Genomic DNA, 16,087 nt, shown 5'->3' with positions numbered 1-16,087 from the left:
ATGCAATCTATTTTAGCCTTCGATACCACAGCAGAGTTTCTTTCGGTCGCCGTATTCCATGGCGGTTTGCTGTACAGCAGTTACCTAGAGATCGGCTTGACTCATGGAGAGGTCCTGCCCCAGGAGGTTGACCGGCTCCTGTCCAAGGCGGGGATTACTCCCAAGGACCTTACCGGAATCGTCTGCTCCCGGGGACCCGGATCCTTCACTGGGCTGAGGATCGGCATGTCCTTTGCCAAGGGGTTTCAAGGGGCGGTAGGCACCCCCATGGCGAGTGTTTCCCTTCTGGAGGTATACGGCTGGATCTACGGCTTTTTTCCGGGAGTGGTCCTCCCGGTTATCGATGGAAGAAAACAGCGGTACTATGCCCAGGCGTTCTCCCGGGGGATGGCGTGTTCTCCTGCCTGGGATAAAGAACCGGCGGAGCTCGTTTCAGCTATTCAGTCCCTGGTTAGGGAACCATTAGGGGATAACCCAGGAAGGGTACTGCTCACCGGCCCCCATGCGGACCGGTTTATTACTAACCAGGATCTTCCGGAGGGCTGGGTGTTGGATTCTGCTCCCCGGCCCAACATCGCCGCCGGGATGATCCGCCTTGGATTGGAGCGGTTTGCCCGGGGTGAAACCGATGCTCCTGATTTTGGTCCGGAGTACCTGAGGGAAAGCCAGGCGGTGGAAGATAACAGCCGGGGTTATTCCTCCTTTTGAGGATTTTCCTTATCGGTGTTCCGGGTATCTGAAGGGGGCGACGTTGGGGTATTTGTATGTCCCTTCTGTTGAAATGCCGGGGTATTCCGGAATTGGGGTAAGTCGGGTATCTCGGTACTTGTTTTAGCTGCTAAGCGGTTTTCCTCTTGGATGGCATCGTAGACTTCTCTCCGAAATACCTTTACAGACTGCGGGGCTTTTATACCCAGTTTTACCTGGTCCCCCCTGATATCTACAATGGAAATCTCAATCGAATCTCCGATAACGATGGCTTCATGAACCCTTCTTGCTAGGACAAGCATCTAGGCACCCCCCTTTCCAGAGAGTTCCTCGATGATGTTATGCCGGGTGCGCCATTGGCTTCCCAGCTGGATCCCCTGTTTTCCTATACGTTTTTGTCTGTTTATAATCACCGGGCCCTGGAGATTCGCTGTCATGGGACCGCCTTCCGGGGGGATGGTCACAATGGCCAGAACTAATAGCTCCTCATCCTGCTCCCAGTGTAGGTCCTCATACTCGCTTTTCGGAATATCCAGTACGAAATCCGGACGAAAAACCAGGGGTGAAATGACCACGAAGGCAACCGTCTGATCTTCTACACTCTGGAGCCATAAAAAGGGTGGTTGCTTGGAATCGATTAGCGCATATTCTTTGAGAGCCTCGAAGCCGAGTATTCCCGAGGGGAATTGTATGAACTGTCTGTCGTCAACTTCCAAGGGGCCGTAGGCTTTGGTTACAATCTTCCTCATAGGTTGCTCATCCTTTTTGTCTGTTATCTCAGGAAGTCCAGTAGGGTTGTGGGTACGATCCGTGCTAATGCCGAGAGAGCTGCTTGGTGGGCTATCTCTAGGGTTTTTAGGTCAGTGATTGCCTTGGTCATCTCTACATCGGTCTCCTTACTCAAACGCCCCGTCATATCCAAGGTCTCCCGCTCGATTCCCCGGTAGGATATTTCCATCCGCTCGGTTCTGGCACCTGCCTTGGCTACATTGGAGAGTAGGTTATCCATGGCGGCATCAATCCCCCGTAATCCCCCTCCCCCAATGTCAATCACATCGCCCTGATACAGTTCATTTCTCAGCCGGATGACAGAATCAAAGAGGGAGCCCCCGTACACCCGGGCATCTCCCGCGAGATTCTGGGGTGGTTTACTCTCTGGGTTCCGTATGACGCCGAGATCGCTGAGTACGCTTCCCTCCTGATCGGTCAGCCAAAGCTGGTGGGGGGTTGTGGTTTCGAGTACCAGAGAGTTCTGCACGGGATCCAATCGAGCCTTTACCGGGGCATCTGCACGGTTAATGGCTGCTATGATGGAGTAGATATTATCGCCCTGGGAGATAGGGATTTCCTTCCCGTCAATTGAGATGGCGCTATCCTGGGTAGCAACGTATCCGGAAGCGTCGGTCTGAGAGAAGACCTGCTGATTATCCGCCCAGAATACCTGATTACCAGGGATTGTTAGTTCCATGTAGGTCCCGTCGGCTATTTCGGTTTGTTTGGTACCAAGAGAACCAGTATACTCTACACCGGTTATAACCGATCCTCCAAAGCCGGGCACCCTGCCTTCCACCGGTCTGAACGGGAGGGTTTTTGATCGATCCCCCCCGAATACCGCTGTTCCATCACCACTCTGGGCGTTTGCCGTGGCAACTAATTGTCCGAGGAGTTCATCCACCCTCCGTGCCATCTGGATTGTATCCTCCTGGGAGTAGGTACCGGTGGAGCCTTGTACGGCAATCTGACGAATTTCCTGCAACACGTCCACGGCCTGGCGCATATGCCCCTCAGCCGTTTTGTATTGGGAGATTCCTGTTTCCAGGTTATCACTGAACCGTTCTAACCGGGTTATGTAGGATGAGTACCTGGTTGCGTGGGCCGCAGAAGCCGGGTCGTTACGCAGCTTATTTAACCGCGACTGACTGGAAATCTGATCCTGAACATCGTTCATCTCCACGCTTCGTCTTCTGGTCTGATACTGGAGATTGTCATTAATCATGTTTGTACTAATTCTATTCATACCTTACCCCGCTTATACGCCTAACCTGTTTATGATCGTTTCCAGCATTTGATCGATCTTGGTTACAAAGCGGGCTGCCGCATTATATCCATGCTGGAATTTGATCATTTGGGCCAACTCTTCATCGATGCTCACCCCGCTGATACTGGACCGCAGGTCACGAAGATCCTTCATAATCGCCTCCTGAGTTCTCAAAGCACTCTGGGCCTGTTGCCCCTTAAGCCCCACAGAGGCAACACTATCAGCAAAATAATCATCAAAGGTTGAGATTTGCCCCACCATAACCGGAGAATTCCTTATGGATGCTATCTCCAGAGCAACTCGGCCGTCCCCTACGTCCCCGGGACGGTTTTGTACTGCTAAACTGGTGGCAATGCTGGCGGGATCCTCCAGTATTTCGGGATTAACGGAAAGCCAGGCTGAGGCATGGGAAAGGGGGGCGACTGCAAAATCGGCTCCTGCCCGTAGGCTGGTAATGGCGTCCGGTTGATCCCAGCGGTAGGCGCCGGCATCACCGGATTCCAATAGAAGCCCGGCGTATCCGGCAAGGAACTGTCCCGAGTCTGATACCTCGCGAATGACAAAGTCGGGATTATCCTTGTTTTGTGAGGGGGCACCCTTTAGGGTAAGCTTGTTTTGAAAATCTAACCGGGCAACCACCTCAGCACCGGAGTTATTAATCCGCACCAGGACATCCTGTACGGTATCATCGCTCCGGTATGGGACCTCCACCAAACCATTGGGACCTGAGAGCGAGATGGTCCCCTCTAACCCGATTTGATCCTGGGCGGTGAGCTGGTTGGTCCCCCCGATTCGGAAGATGTAGGATGAATCCACCACTCCGTCTCCGGACCGGTCATAGTTCCCTTGGGTATTGGTGACCATGGGATGGTGTTCAAAAAATTCTTCACCAGTTCGGCCGTTTATCCCGAATCCGACGGAATGAACCTCGTTAACAATGTCCGCCATATTCACTGCCAGGTTATCCAGATTTTGAATCTCTTGGCAGATATCCTGGTCTCGAAGCTCTATATGAGCACCGAGGCTACCTGACTCTGGACGAAATTCCGCTCCTGAATCCGCCCATACCACCATGGAGTAGCCGTCGTTTTGGGGATCCGTTTGAGTGGAAAAGGTTCGAGAAATTGCTCCCTGAACCAGGTGAATTCCGTTGGTATAGATGGAGTACTCATCAGGGTCCTTGGTTTCTATGGTGACGGGAATGATTCCACTGAGCTCTTCAACCAATAGATCCCGTTTATCCAAGAGGTCGTTGGGTTCGTCACCTTCGGCCTGTACCTTCGCAATCTCCGCATTCAAATCGCTAATTTGGTCGGTCAGGGTATTGATCCGGGAAACCTCCACGTGCACCTCATCATTCAGGACCGATCTGAGTTGATTAAGGCTGTTGTACCGATTCTGGATTCCCTCCGCCAATGCCTCACCGCGCTGCGCCACCTGCTGGCGCGCCGACATCTGCTCAGGATAGATGGACAACTCCTGCCAGCCATCCCAGAATTTATCCATGAGATTCCTGACCGAAGACTCACTCGGTTCGTTATAAATCTGTTCCAGCTGGAGTACATACTTATCCCGTTGGGACCAGTAGCCCTCATCAGCCGCATTTGCGACAATCCGGCCTTCGAGCAACATATCCTTGACCCGAGAAATCCGGGTCGTTTCGACCCCCTGACCGATCTGGCCCGGGGTCATGGCCCGATTAAGCTGGGGCCTGTACAGAGGATCCACCGTACCCAGCTCTACCCGTTGCCGGCTGTACCCCTGGGTTGAGGCATTACTCAGGTTATGACCGATGGTCTGCAGGCCCTGATTATGGGTGAGTAACGATCGTTTACCAATTTCTATTCCTGAGAATGTGGATTGCATGGGATCCTTCCTTCGCTTTTACAGACTATGGTCCAGAACCATTGGGCTGGCTAGTTCTTGATGCATTCCCCGGGCGGTGTAGGTTCTGCTCTTTCGATCGGGATATAATTCATCTAAAACACTTCGCAGGGTTTGGACCTGATGTCGGGAAAACATATCGATGCCCGAGGCCAAAAACTGAACCTCCATAACCGCAACCTTAAACTCACGGTACACCCTGGCGAGTTGTTCCCTGTGGTTGTCCGGTAGCAGGGTAAAAAGATCGCCAAGGCCCTCCTGGTCGGTCAGGCGATGACTGGCCCTGAGAAATTGATATTCTTTCTCCCGCTCATCATCCAGAGCCTGGATTGTCTGAGCCACAATATCGATCTCAGCAATTACATCTTCAACCTCTGAAAAGTTTTTATCCATCAAGCTGTCCTGAAGTTTTTTCTCCAAGGCGGCAATGGTATGAAGGGCAGTGGCTTCTGCCTGAATTATCTGAATGAGATTGGAAATAACCATCGAATCCTCCTTTAACGATACGTCCATCTAGAGTGTCGGCATCCCTGGACAAGAATTAAGGGGATTTGAACCATAGAAACTCCTGTAAAACTCAGGTATAATTTCGGCCTATGATCTACGATGTACTTATTGTGGGCGGGGGCGCCGCAGGCCTTTCTGCGGCTCAGTACTGCCGGTGGCATAACCTATCAGTGGCCGTGGTTGAACAATTAGCTCCTGGCGGACAGGCCCTGAATATTGTAGAGATTGAAAACATTCCGGGCCAAATACCCATCCCGGGGATCCAGTGGGCGGAGGCCATGGAACGCCGGACCGAGGAATTAGGGGCCCACTTTATATTCACCCGGGGAGTGTCCCTGAGAAACCAAGCTGGGCTATTTACCCTCGAAACCGATGATGAACCGGTTCAAGCAACTCAGGTTATCGTGGCGACGGGCGTCAAGGAGCGAACACCGGATTTTTCCGGCGCCAGTGAACTCGCCGGCCGGGGAATTTCTTACTGCGCCCCCTGCGATGGTCCGTTCTTCCGGGGAAAACCCGTGGCCGTACTCGGCGGCGGGGATGCTGCTTGTGAAGAGGCCCTGTTCCTCGCGGGGATCTGCAGCCATGTCACCATGATCGTTTCCGGGGATGCCCTGACGGGCCAACCCCGATACCAGGAAATGGTCAGAACTAATACCGCTATTTCTATGTTGACCCATACCAAGATCCTTAGAGCCGATACCAAAAACAATCCCATGGGTGTACCGAGCCTCACCGGCTTGACCCTACTTCGTGAAGAATCGGGTTCCCCAAGGGAAACACAGATCGCCGTGAGCGGCCTATTCGTCCTCATCGGGGGTGAGCCCCGCAACGGGATTATCGCCGGTCTGCCCGGGGTAGAGCTGGATGATGGGGGATTTGTAAAAACTGACAGCTGGTGCGAGACTGGACATCCCGGCCTATTCGCCGTGGGAGCCCTTCGGAACACCCCCTTTTCCCAGATAGCCGTACATATCAGCGACGGTGTCCTGGCGGCACGGAAGGCATATCTCAATCATCAGAACAGCGGTGGCGAGATTCATGGGGACGGTACCCCTTGAAAAAACGCGGCCTTTTATTAACCGGAATTCTCCTGACGGTTCTATTGATAGGGGGACTCATCGGCGCACTGGTGGCCAGTGACACCGGTACCTCCACGCAACCCGCTGTGGATTTAATGGCCTCGTTACCAACCACACCCCTCTCACCCCAGGGGTTAGAGATTCCCCGGGATCTGCCTGCCCTCTCGCAACAGGATCTACCCAAGAGCGGCCTGTTCTGGCAGGATAAACCCGATCAGCAGATAATTGACGAGCTCATGGAGGCCATGTCTCCAGAGCAGATCCTCGGTCAGGTTTTTCTCCTCGGGTGGCCCAGTGAACGTCCCGATGAACGGATTATTTCCTGGGTACGGGAACGAAACCTGGGGGGCGTGAAGATATTCGGGTGGAATGGAAACCGGTTGGATCGGTTGGCCGGCACCCTGGCGGAGCTGCAGGCCAACGCCATGGATGATGGGCTTGGTATTCCCCTATTCACAGCCACGGATCAGGAGGGGGGCTGGGTTCGTCATGTTAAGGATGCCACCAGTATCACCCCGGGGAATATGTCTTTGGGAGCAAGCGGACTTCCCATCGACAGCTTTCTTTCCGGTTATTACATTGGTCTAGAAATGCGTGCCCTGGGCATAAACATGAACTTCGCTCCAACGGTGGATGTGTATGTTAATCCTGAGGCCCATGTAATAGGGCCCAGAGCATTCTCCAGCGATCCCAACCTAACTGCGGCCCTTGGATTGGCCTTCTTCAAGGGTATGGAGATGACCCGGGTTATCGCCACGGCCAAACATTTTCCCGGACATGGAAATGCAACGGGAGACAGCCACGGGGAGATGCCTGTCATATTAGATCCCATTGAAACCCTCTGGAACCGGGACCTACTACCCTATCGGGTGCTTATAAACGAGGGATTGCCGGCTGTGTTGAGCGGACACCTGAGCTTTCCAACTATCACAGGAAATCGTAAACCGGCCAGCTTAAATCCATATTTCAAAAGCACTGTCCTGCGCCAGGAACTTCATTTTGAGGGATTGGCTATTACCGACGACCTGTTTATGGAGGGAGCTTGGGTATACGGCGCCGAGGAGCAGTGGGGTATCGAAACCATCGCATTAGAAGCGCTGAAAGCCGGCAATGATATTATCATGCTCAGCAAAACCCCGGAGTTATCAGCCCCGGTATGGAACACCATCTATGATGAGTACACCACCAATCCGGAATTTCGCCGGAACATTAGGCAGGCGGTTCGCCGAATCCTGAAAATCAAACTCAGATATCTGAAGGATCCCCAGGCTGTACCCCTCTTTCCAAACCCTTCAGAGGTATACAATGTTATACCAGCGAAACAAGGACCTCAGTTTTTTGCCGATCAGGCCGGCAGGGGAACCCATATCATCAGGTCGGAAAACATTCCCCTTCACGGAACATTCAATTCTGAGACAGTACTCCTAGCTGGTCAGGACTGGGATTTTCTTACCATCGGTAGGCAATACTTTCCTAACGCCGAGATCTATCACTTCAACTACGAGCCCTTCTACTGGGCTGACGCTGGGGTTATTTCGGACCTAACGGATCGGATCGAACATGTTGACAGGATTATATTCAATCTGGCAAACCCGAACAGTTTGGAGGTACTTAAAAACCTCGAATCCGTCCCCGGCATCGCCAGCAAATTAACAGTATTCTCGATTCTAACCCCGGTGTATCTCAATCAGACCCCATGGGTGCGGTCAGCCTTGGCCGTGTACGGTTGGGGTAAAGAAAGTTTTCATGCCGGATACTCCCTGCTGCTCGGAAAAACCTCCCTGGATGGAAATAATCCAATTCCCGCGCTGCTTAGTGATGAGTAGCTGACCCCATGCCCTGGTTTAGGATTAAAGAAAAAGACGAGGAACAGTGGTGCCGATTCCTCCTTGACCGGGAGGTCATGGCTGCGGGGTTAACCCAACGCATCCATGTTAACGGAAAATGCATCATCCCCCACCGCCGCCAGGCATGTGTGTATGGACTGTCCCGATCCCGGTCTTCAGAATTAGAAGGGATTCTCGCCCTCTTTACCGATGGATTCACCTATGTTCTTATTGATGGTCATCTTCCCCTCACTCCCAGACAGATTGCAGATGGGCTACCCTCACAACTGCTCTGGAAACGTAACGGAATCAGGACTCTCATGGGTAACAGGTTAGGTGTCTCCGTCATAGAACTGTACATGGGGCGTCCGCCTACCCACCGAGAAGATTACACAATGATGTACAAGGAACCCCAAAACCCCAACCTGCCTGGACTGAAGGTACCTATCCCCGGAAGACCCCGGATTCTCTCACCCCATGTAAGCATTTACCGCACTACCCCGGAGGATCACCTAACATTATTGCCCCTCCAGATGCAGTATGAACAGGAAGAGGTTGCCTTACCCGGTCATCCTATCAACCCCCAGGTAACCCGGCGGTTTTTTTACCGAAGTCTTAAGACCCAGCTAGCCTTTCACCTCTGCGTGGACGGACGGGCTGTATCAAAGGCGTCTAGTAACGCCCGGGGAATAGGGGTCGTACAGGTCGGGGGTGTATTCACCCTTCCTGCCTACCGGGGCCATGGATATGCCGAGATTGTAATGGAGACCCTGATCAGGGAAATCCACAGCCGGGGCAAAACCGTCAGTTTGTTCGTAAAAAATCGGAACCACCCAGCCCAGGGGCTTTATAAAAAACTCGCATTTACCGCTCAAGAGGAGGTTTCTATTGTATACTACACCGGGAGTTAAGATGGAAAAACGATTGAACATCCTAATGGTTACCAGTGAAGCCTATCCCTATGCTAAGTCAGGCGGATTGGCTGATGTTATTCCAAATCTTGCCCAAGAATTAGCCAGTCTGGGCCATAGTGTTAAGATCGTGATGCCTCGCTATTACGGCATCACCCGGGATCTCCTGGAAAAACACCCGGCACCCCTGGGAATTCCTATGGGCTCAACAGAGCTTTGGGCCGGGGTGTTCCACACCCACATCCCGGAAACCTCGGTGGAGGTATACTTCATTGAGCATGAAGAGCTCTACGGCCGGGATGGAATCTACGGCGATTCTCAGGTTCCGGTGTACCCCGACAACGCCAAGCGTTTTGCAGTGCTCTGCCGTGCTTCGTTTCAATTATGCAAACTGCTGCAATGGTTCCCAGACATCATCCACGGTCATGATTGGACCGCCGGACCGGCGATGGCATATCTAAAAACCATAGAGAGTGCCGGCCCCTTCCGTCACACCCGGGGGGTATTCACCATCCACAACATTGGATACCAGGGTATCTTCCCTCCCGAGGACTTCCCGCAGCTTGGATTGAGTCCCGAAGATTTTACCCGTCGTGGTTTTTCATACCATAACAACATGTGCTACCTGCAAGCCGGATTGGTAAATGCCGACCTGGTAACCACCGTATCGCCAGGGTACGCCCAAGAGGTCTTAGAACCCGAATTAGGCTTCGGGATGGATGGGATCCTCCGGAAAAAGGGAACGTACTTTCAGGGCATCCTCAATGGGATGGATTATAACATTTGGAACCCCGGACACGACCAACTTATTCCCTACCCCTATGATTTCCGGACCCTGGAGAATAAAGGGCTCAACAAAAACCTGATTCAAGAGGAAGCAGGGCTGCCAATCTCTGCTAAAACACCCCTGATAGGCATTGTAAGCAGGTTGGTGACCCAGAAGGGATTTAAAACCATGGTGGAAGAGGACGGCAGGGTATTGCGTGAAATATGCAACCTACCCGCCCAGGTTCTTGTCTTGGGCACAGGGGAGCCCTGGATTGAAAAAGCCCTGGTGGCACTCGCTGATGAAATACCGAACCTGCGGGTGTACATACGGTACAATGAAAAAATGAGCCATCTCATCCAGGCTGCCTCCGATTTTTTCCTCATGCCATCCCTGTATGAGCCCTGCGGTCTAACCCAAATGTATGCCCTGCGATATGGAACCGTACCCATCGTATCTCCCACCGGCGGCCTGAAAGATACCGTGGTTGATGTACCCCAGAACCCGACCACGCTGTCGGACCAGGACCAGGAAGCAACCGGATTTTATCTCCCGGAACCCCTAACTGCCCAGGGTATGATCGACGGAATTCAACGGGCGATAGGGTACTACACCTCAAACCCTGCAATGATCCGGGAGATGCAAATCCGCGGCATGAAGCTTCGCTTCGACTGGAAGGCTGCAGCCAGGGAATATTTAGATTTTTATACACTGGCCTAGCACCACTTTTTTTCAGGACTTTTTCAGGGGACAGCTCACAGATCTCATCAGCGGGCTGGTTCTTTTCCAGTCACGGCGGTCCTTACAGCAGGCTGGTTCTTCACTGCCCTATCTGGTTTTTCACCAGGCTGTTTCTTTTACTGTCCTGGCAATCCCTCTAGCAGACCGGTTCCTAACTGCCTCTTGGTTCATTTCAGCAGTCAGATGATGGAGAATTATCAGGAGTCTGCTCATCCGTACGTTTTTTTGTGAGCCGTTCAATCCGTGTACGCATGGTAACGACCTGCCGTTCGGTCCAACCGACTTCCGTCCGGAGCATGATTCTCGCAAAACAAATCCCGAGTTTCCTTCCGTCGTTCCCTCCTCCGGTATGTTCGAGATGTACCATAACCCGGGTACAGGAATCCCAGGTCCCCCATACCAGAGCATCCCACAGAAAAAAACCAAAGGCTGCGGTACCATCACCCCTCATTCGTAACCCCTCTGCAATCCAGCGAAGGTGTAAACTCGGAGGCCGTTGAGCCCCTGACGGCTCAAACCCGTCTCTGATGCCCAGGGCCCGGGAACGTTTCAAGCCTTGGACCGTATCGACCCGAGTTTTTTTTCCAGTCACCAACTCAGAAAGCTGCTTGCGGAAGGGTTGTCCCGGCTCCTGATCCTCCCGCTGACAAAGCCGTCTCAACACCCCCACCCAGTCCTGGTAGTCTAGGACGGCCCAGGGATGTTTCCGGATATAGTATGCACGGGTGAGCAGAGGAACCTCTGGAGAATCGGATCCCGCCCCCCTCCACCCGGCAGCAAGTACCATCTCAAGCCCCCGGGGATCCATGGCAAGGTCTTCCAAAGCCCCAAGCAGCCCCTCGGTCCAGGCATCTTCCCTGGGTAGCCCGGGGCTTTCACCAGGATCGGAGGCATCCGGTTTTGGGGGTATGGGGATTCGACTGCCGAGGGTCTCGGCAATTTTTACCATGCTAACCAAATCACTGCGGTGATGGGCAAGGATCGACGCCATCCTAGGATGAAGATCCGGCCGACCTCCCGTCACCTGATACTCAAAATAGAACTCGGGAATGAGACTTCCTGGAACATCACCCAGACGGTGAATTCCGCAGACCTCCCGCTCGACTGTGGAGAGACTACAGGAAGGAAGGGTCTTGCTCCACAACCGCCGGACGGCAGCAAGCAGGTCAATATGATCGGGGTACACCGGGACACTTCCCCCCAGAATGAGCCTGGTATTGAGCAGTGGTAAATCATAGGCCTTCCCGTTATAGGAAACCAGGGTTCTGCTGGCCTGCAACAGCTGCAGCAGCATATCCAGAAACCCTGCCTCGTAGGGGAAATCCTCAACCAACACCTGATGCAAACGCAGATTCATCCCCCCAATCTCCCGGGCACCCCCCTGACGGGGGATCACCTGAATCAATCCGAAGAGAAAAAGAAAGGTGCCGGCGCCGCTGGATAGCCCGGTTGTTTCTGTATCGAACCAGCCCAGGGTGAAGAGTTCTTGCGGGGTAATCTGCCGCCGGGCCAAAAGGGATATTCCCCTGGCAAGGGCAGTCAAATCACCCTCTAGAAGAATATCAACAGAGTAGTACCAAACCCCCTGGGTAGGATTTATCCAGGTTCCGGGATGGCTGTCCGTCGGGACCACCGTACTCGGATCGGGCTTTGGAGGAACTGTCCCTTGGCCGCCGGAATGGACCTGATGCGGATCGTTCTTGGCTTGCGTCTGGGAATCCCGAATCTGTTTTAACCGGTTATACAGGTTAGCCTTCATACATACCGGGTGTTATACCACCTCCATCATGGTCTTTAGGAGTTTGATCGTCCAGGGTTTGGGGTTTTCCAGGATCTCCTCCTCGGCGTTTCTCGGCCCTAAACACGATGGACATCCTTCCTTACAGCCGCATCCCGAAACAAGATCCAAGGACGCCTGGAGAACCGCCTGAGCATGGACCGCGAATGACTCGGACAGGCCGCTGCCCCCGGGATATTGATCGTACACATAGATTACCGGAATCTGAAAATGCGGATCCTTCAACCGCTCGCTGACTCCGATATCTGCAGTATCACAAAGAAGCAGGGCCGGCGCCACCTGCTTAATGATATGCCCTACCCTGCTTAATACGCTGGTAGCTTCCTGCTGATCCATCCCGGTAATAACCGCTCCCGCTGTACTCTCCGGAGACAGCAGTATGGCTAATGCCCGGGTGTGCATCTCCTCTTCGGGAAGCTGCACCTCCCCGTAGCCTATATTTTCGTGGGTATTGAATTTGAGCTTCTTGAACTTCGAAACCTGGCTTCTAACGAGAATATCCCCAAGGCTTGCCCGGAAGGTCGGGTAGTTGAAAAGCTGGTCCTCCTGAAGCACCTTGATATCCCGTTTAACCACCGCATCGGTGTAGTAGTTGAGGGTCGATTCCTGGATATAACACCGCCTCTGTTCCAGGTCCAGTTCTTGAACTGTGTACTGGGTACCCCGGTGCAGATACACCGCCCGGGGAAAGATCAGCTCCTTTGCACTCGGACGGTCCATCTCACCAATAACCTGATTCTTGCCATGGGTCGTATCAATAATGACGATATTTTCGTTTGTAGCACTACGCAGGCTAATGGACTCAGCAGGATAGCCCCGATCCGCCCAGTAGTACCGCCCCTGGGTATGCCGGAGCATTCCCTCCTCGGTTAGGTACTCCAGATAGGTCTGGGCATCGGGGAACCAGTCTTCGGTACTGGTAAAAGGAAGCTCAAAGGCTGCGCAGCGGATATGGTCAGTGAGTATGAAGGGGTTTTCGGGGTTGATAAATCCGTATTCCGGGGCGCGACCTTCGAAATACTCGGGGTGCTCAACCATATATTGATCCAAGGGGCTTGCTGAAGCGATAATAACCGCCACGGAACTCTCGTTGCTTCGCCCCGCCCTGCCGGCCTGCTGCCAAACCGAAGCAATGGAGCCTGGGAATCCAGCGAGCACCGCGGCATCCAATCCGCCAATATCAATACCCAGCTCCAGGGCGTTGGTGGAAACCACCCCCTGTACACTGCCGTTTCGAAGGCCAGCTTCAATCTCCCGGCGTTCCTGAGGAAGGTATCCGCCACGATAACTTTCCACCCGGATGTCCCGGTTTTGGGTAAAGTGATTTGCAAGGCTCTGACGCACATACGAGGCAATGAGTTCCACCCTGACCCGGCTCCGGGCAAAGGTAATGGTCTTGATCCCCCTGCGTAGAAACCGGCTCATTATCTCCTGGGCTTCCTTAACGGAACTACGGCGAATACCCTGAACCCGGTCTACCAGGGGGGGATTATACAGCACTACATGCTTCTCCCCTGCCGGTGCACCGTTCTCGTCGATGAGAATACACTCCCTCCCGGTGATCTGCTGAGCTAACTCCCCGGGATTCCCTATGGTCGCCGAACAACAAATAAACACGGGGTCAACCCCGTAAAAATCCAGTATTCTGCGAAGCCGCCGGATGAGATTACTGAGGTGACTGCCGAAAATCCCCCGATAGGCGTGGAGCTCATCTATGACAACGTATTTCAAATTTTTCAGGAATTTTATCCATTTGGGATGGTTTGGGAGTATTCCAGAGTGCAGCATGTCGGGATTACTGATAATGATCTGCCCAGTCTGTCTCGCACTGGCCCGTAGACTGGTAGGGGTGTCCCCGTCGTAGGTGGCGATTTTGACTGGAACGCCGGTCAGAGCAATCTCATTGAGCCCGGCCTGTTGATCCTGGCTCAAAGCCTTGGTCGGAAACAGGTAGAGAGCCCGGGACTCGGGCTGGGTTAAAATTCCCTGGATAACCGGCAGGTTATAACTGAGGGTTTTACCCGATGCGGTGGGCGTCACAATACAGACCGAACGACCCTGATTCACCAGGTCGTAGCTTTTCCGCTGGTGGGAATACAGCTCATTGATTCCCCTGTCTTGTAGGGCGCGAATAATTCTCTGATCCAGATTCTCAGGCAGGTTTTCATACACGCCGGATTTTGCCGGAATGGTTATCCACCGGCTCACCTGTTGCATAAAGACATCATCGTGGTGTAATTCTTCCAGGGCACGGGAGAGTAAACTCATAAAAAAATCATATCAAAGAAGTGGTAATTCGCCTATAATACACCACAGGGGGCATGGAATTTTCTTAGAGGGAGACTGTTATGACACAAGTATTGACCATCATCCTGGGAGGCGGAAAGGGAACCAGACTGTATCCGCTTACAAAAAATAGAGCAAAACCCGCAGTACCCTTCGGGGCCAAATACCGCCTGGTTGATATTCCTATTTCCAATTCAATTAACGCCGGATTTAAAAAGATTTATGTGCTCACCCAGTTTAATTCAGCAAGCCTCCATCTGCACCTTGCAAATACCTACATTTTTGATTCATTTACCAGGGGATTCGTAGAAATACTGGCAGCAGAACAGACCTTCGACCATGCCAGCTGGTATGAGGGCACCGCCGACGCCGTCCGGAAAAACATTCACCACTTCAAAACCCAGAAACCAAGCCATTACCTGATCCTCTCGGGGGATCAACTGTATCGAATGAACATGGCCGACTTCTTTGAAAAACACGTACAAAGCAACGCAGATATCACCATAGCTGCCACACCCGTGGACCGGGAGGCGGCAGAGGGCTTTGGGATAATGAAGGCCGATAAAAAGGGTCGGGTGACCAGTTTTCTGGAGAAACCCGAGCTTGGTCTGGATATCAATGAGATGAAAATACCCGAGTCCATTCATCCCGATGAGGAGATGAAACGCTTCGGCAGGGAATACCTGGGATCCATGGGAATCTACTTTTTCAAGGCAGAAGCCCTAGAAGAGGCATTAGAGAGCAATTTTACGGATTTCGGAAAGGAAATCATTCCCCAGATGATCAAGAATAAGCGGGTTCAAGCCTATATCGAGACGGGATTCTGGGAGGATATCGGTACCATTAAAAACTTCTATGAGACGAACCTGAATCTCGCAAGCATAAATCCGAAGTTCAACTTTTATGATGAGCGCATGCCGATTTACACCCATAAACGGGACCTACCGGCATCAAAGTTTAACTACTGCTCCATCAGCCAGACCCTGACCGGGGACGGATGTGTCATTACGAATGCCTCGATTCAAAACTCGGTCATCGGTATCCGTACATTCATCGAATCCGGCTCAAGTCTGGATGGGGTTGTCTGCATGGGAGCTGACTGGTATGAAACCCCAGCCGACCGGATGGAGAATAAGGAAAAAAGAATTCCTGATATCGGGATCGGGCGGGGAACCCTGGTTAAGCGGGCCATTATCGATAAGAATGCCCGAATCGGCGAGGGCTGTCGAATCGGTGTGGACTCCATTACCCGGGAGGACGGGGACCATGGCATGTACTACATGCAGGACGGTATTATTATTATCCCCAAAAACGCCGTCATTCCGCCGGGCACGGTCATCTAGGCTTCATCTTGCTGGGGTGCGTATCCGAAGCTGCGTACCCCATTTTACGGTTTTAAGGTGTGCAAAGAGTAGTTACCAGGAAAAAAGATTGAGCCAAACGTAAACGTCTGTTGCATTTGGCACGCGCAAAAATAATCTATACCAGGAAGGTGCGTTCCGGAAGCTGACCCAGGAATAGTTTCGTGGAAGCGAACCCT

General features: G+C 52.7%; 13 protein-coding genes. 6 read left to right on the top strand and 7 right to left on the bottom strand.

Annotated elements, in window-relative coordinates; translation table 11 throughout:
- The gene (tsaB, locus tag DC28_RS15100; RefSeq protein WP_052078357.1) at positions 1 to 708 is read left to right on the top strand and encodes a tRNA (adenosine(37)-N6)-threonylcarbamoyltransferase complex dimerization subunit type 1 TsaB; all 708 of its coding nucleotides are present in this window, start codon (positions 1 to 3) and stop codon (positions 706 to 708) included.
- Here tsaB and csrA read toward each other — a convergent pair.
- Genes csrA through flgN form a run of 5 tightly spaced genes read right to left on the bottom strand, consistent with a single transcriptional unit; the run spans position 693 to position 5,116 of the window.
- Positions 693 to 1,010 carry a carbon storage regulator CsrA gene (csrA, locus tag DC28_RS16905; RefSeq protein WP_081941817.1) on the bottom strand — a complete coding sequence of 106 codons (318 nt, stop codon included), beginning with the start codon at positions 1,008 to 1,010 and terminating at the stop codon, positions 693 to 695. The two genes, tsaB and csrA, sit on opposite strands and share 16 nt — an antisense overlap.
- A complete protein-coding gene (fliW, locus tag DC28_RS02530) occupies positions 1,011 to 1,457 on the bottom strand; it encodes a flagellar assembly protein FliW (protein ID WP_037545431.1) in 447 nt (148 codons plus the stop codon).
- Positions 1,458 to 1,480: 23 nt separating this feature from the next.
- Positions 1,481 to 2,725 (bottom strand): flagellar hook-associated protein 3, encoded by a 1,245-nt coding sequence (locus DC28_RS02525; protein ID WP_037545429.1) that lies wholly within the window; start codon positions 2,723 to 2,725, stop codon positions 1,481 to 1,483.
- A gap of 12 nt (positions 2,726 to 2,737) precedes the next feature.
- Positions 2,738 to 4,612 (bottom strand): flagellar hook-associated protein FlgK, encoded by a 1,875-nt coding sequence (flgK, locus tag DC28_RS02520; RefSeq protein ID WP_037545427.1) that lies wholly within the window; start codon positions 4,610 to 4,612, stop codon positions 2,738 to 2,740.
- An 18-nt stretch (positions 4,613 to 4,630) separates the two neighbouring features.
- The gene (gene flgN / locus DC28_RS02515) at positions 4,631 to 5,116 is read right to left on the bottom strand and encodes a flagellar export chaperone FlgN (RefSeq protein ID WP_037545425.1); all 486 of its coding nucleotides are present in this window, start codon (positions 5,114 to 5,116) and stop codon (positions 4,631 to 4,633) included.
- 110 nt (positions 5,117 to 5,226) lie between these two features.
- Here flgN and DC28_RS02510 point away from each other — a divergent pair, with 110 nt between their 5' ends.
- The 4 genes from DC28_RS02510 to DC28_RS02495 are packed head-to-tail and all read left to right on the top strand — an operon-like array spanning position 5,227 to position 10,442.
- Positions 5,227 to 6,198: an NAD(P)/FAD-dependent oxidoreductase gene (locus DC28_RS02510; protein WP_052078356.1), complete on the top strand. Its 972-nt coding sequence runs from the start codon at positions 5,227 to 5,229 to the stop codon at positions 6,196 to 6,198.
- Positions 6,195 to 8,045: a glycoside hydrolase family 3 N-terminal domain-containing protein gene (locus DC28_RS02505; protein ID WP_052078355.1), complete on the top strand. Its 1,851-nt coding sequence runs from the start codon at positions 6,195 to 6,197 to the stop codon at positions 8,043 to 8,045. The genes DC28_RS02510 and DC28_RS02505 overlap by 4 nt, the downstream gene beginning before the upstream one ends.
- A gap of 8 nt (positions 8,046 to 8,053) precedes the next feature.
- Complete coding sequence (locus DC28_RS15095) at positions 8,054 to 8,956, top strand: GNAT family N-acetyltransferase (RefSeq protein WP_052078354.1); 903 nt, start codon at positions 8,054 to 8,056, stop codon at positions 8,954 to 8,956.
- A gap of 1 nt (position 8,957) precedes the next feature.
- Positions 8,958 to 10,442, top strand: a complete 1,485-nt coding sequence (locus tag DC28_RS02495; RefSeq protein ID WP_052078353.1) for a glycogen synthase — start codon at positions 8,958 to 8,960, stop codon at positions 10,440 to 10,442.
- A 193-nt stretch (positions 10,443 to 10,635) separates the two neighbouring features.
- Here DC28_RS02495 and DC28_RS15090 read toward each other — a convergent pair whose 3' ends face one another.
- Complete coding sequence (locus DC28_RS15090; RefSeq protein WP_052078352.1) at positions 10,636 to 12,222, bottom strand: ribonuclease H-like domain-containing protein; 1,587 nt, start codon at positions 12,220 to 12,222, stop codon at positions 10,636 to 10,638.
- A gap of 12 nt (positions 12,223 to 12,234) precedes the next feature.
- Positions 12,235 to 14,529, bottom strand: coding sequence for a DEAD/DEAH box helicase (locus tag DC28_RS02485; protein ID WP_037545422.1), 2,295 nt, complete (start codon positions 14,527 to 14,529; stop codon positions 12,235 to 12,237).
- A gap of 80 nt (positions 14,530 to 14,609) precedes the next feature.
- Between DC28_RS02485 and DC28_RS02480 the strand changes: the two genes are divergently transcribed.
- Positions 14,610 to 15,890, top strand: a complete 1,281-nt coding sequence (locus tag DC28_RS02480; protein ID WP_037545420.1) for a glucose-1-phosphate adenylyltransferase — start codon at positions 14,610 to 14,612, stop codon at positions 15,888 to 15,890.
- Positions 15,891 to 16,087: the final 197 nt, after the last annotated feature.

It is taken from the genome of Spirochaeta lutea (assembly GCF_000758165.1).
GTDB classification, from domain to species: Bacteria; Spirochaetota; Spirochaetia; order DSM-27196; family Salinispiraceae; genus Spirochaeta_D; species Spirochaeta_D lutea.
This window is presented reverse-complemented; position numbering and strand designations above follow the sequence as displayed.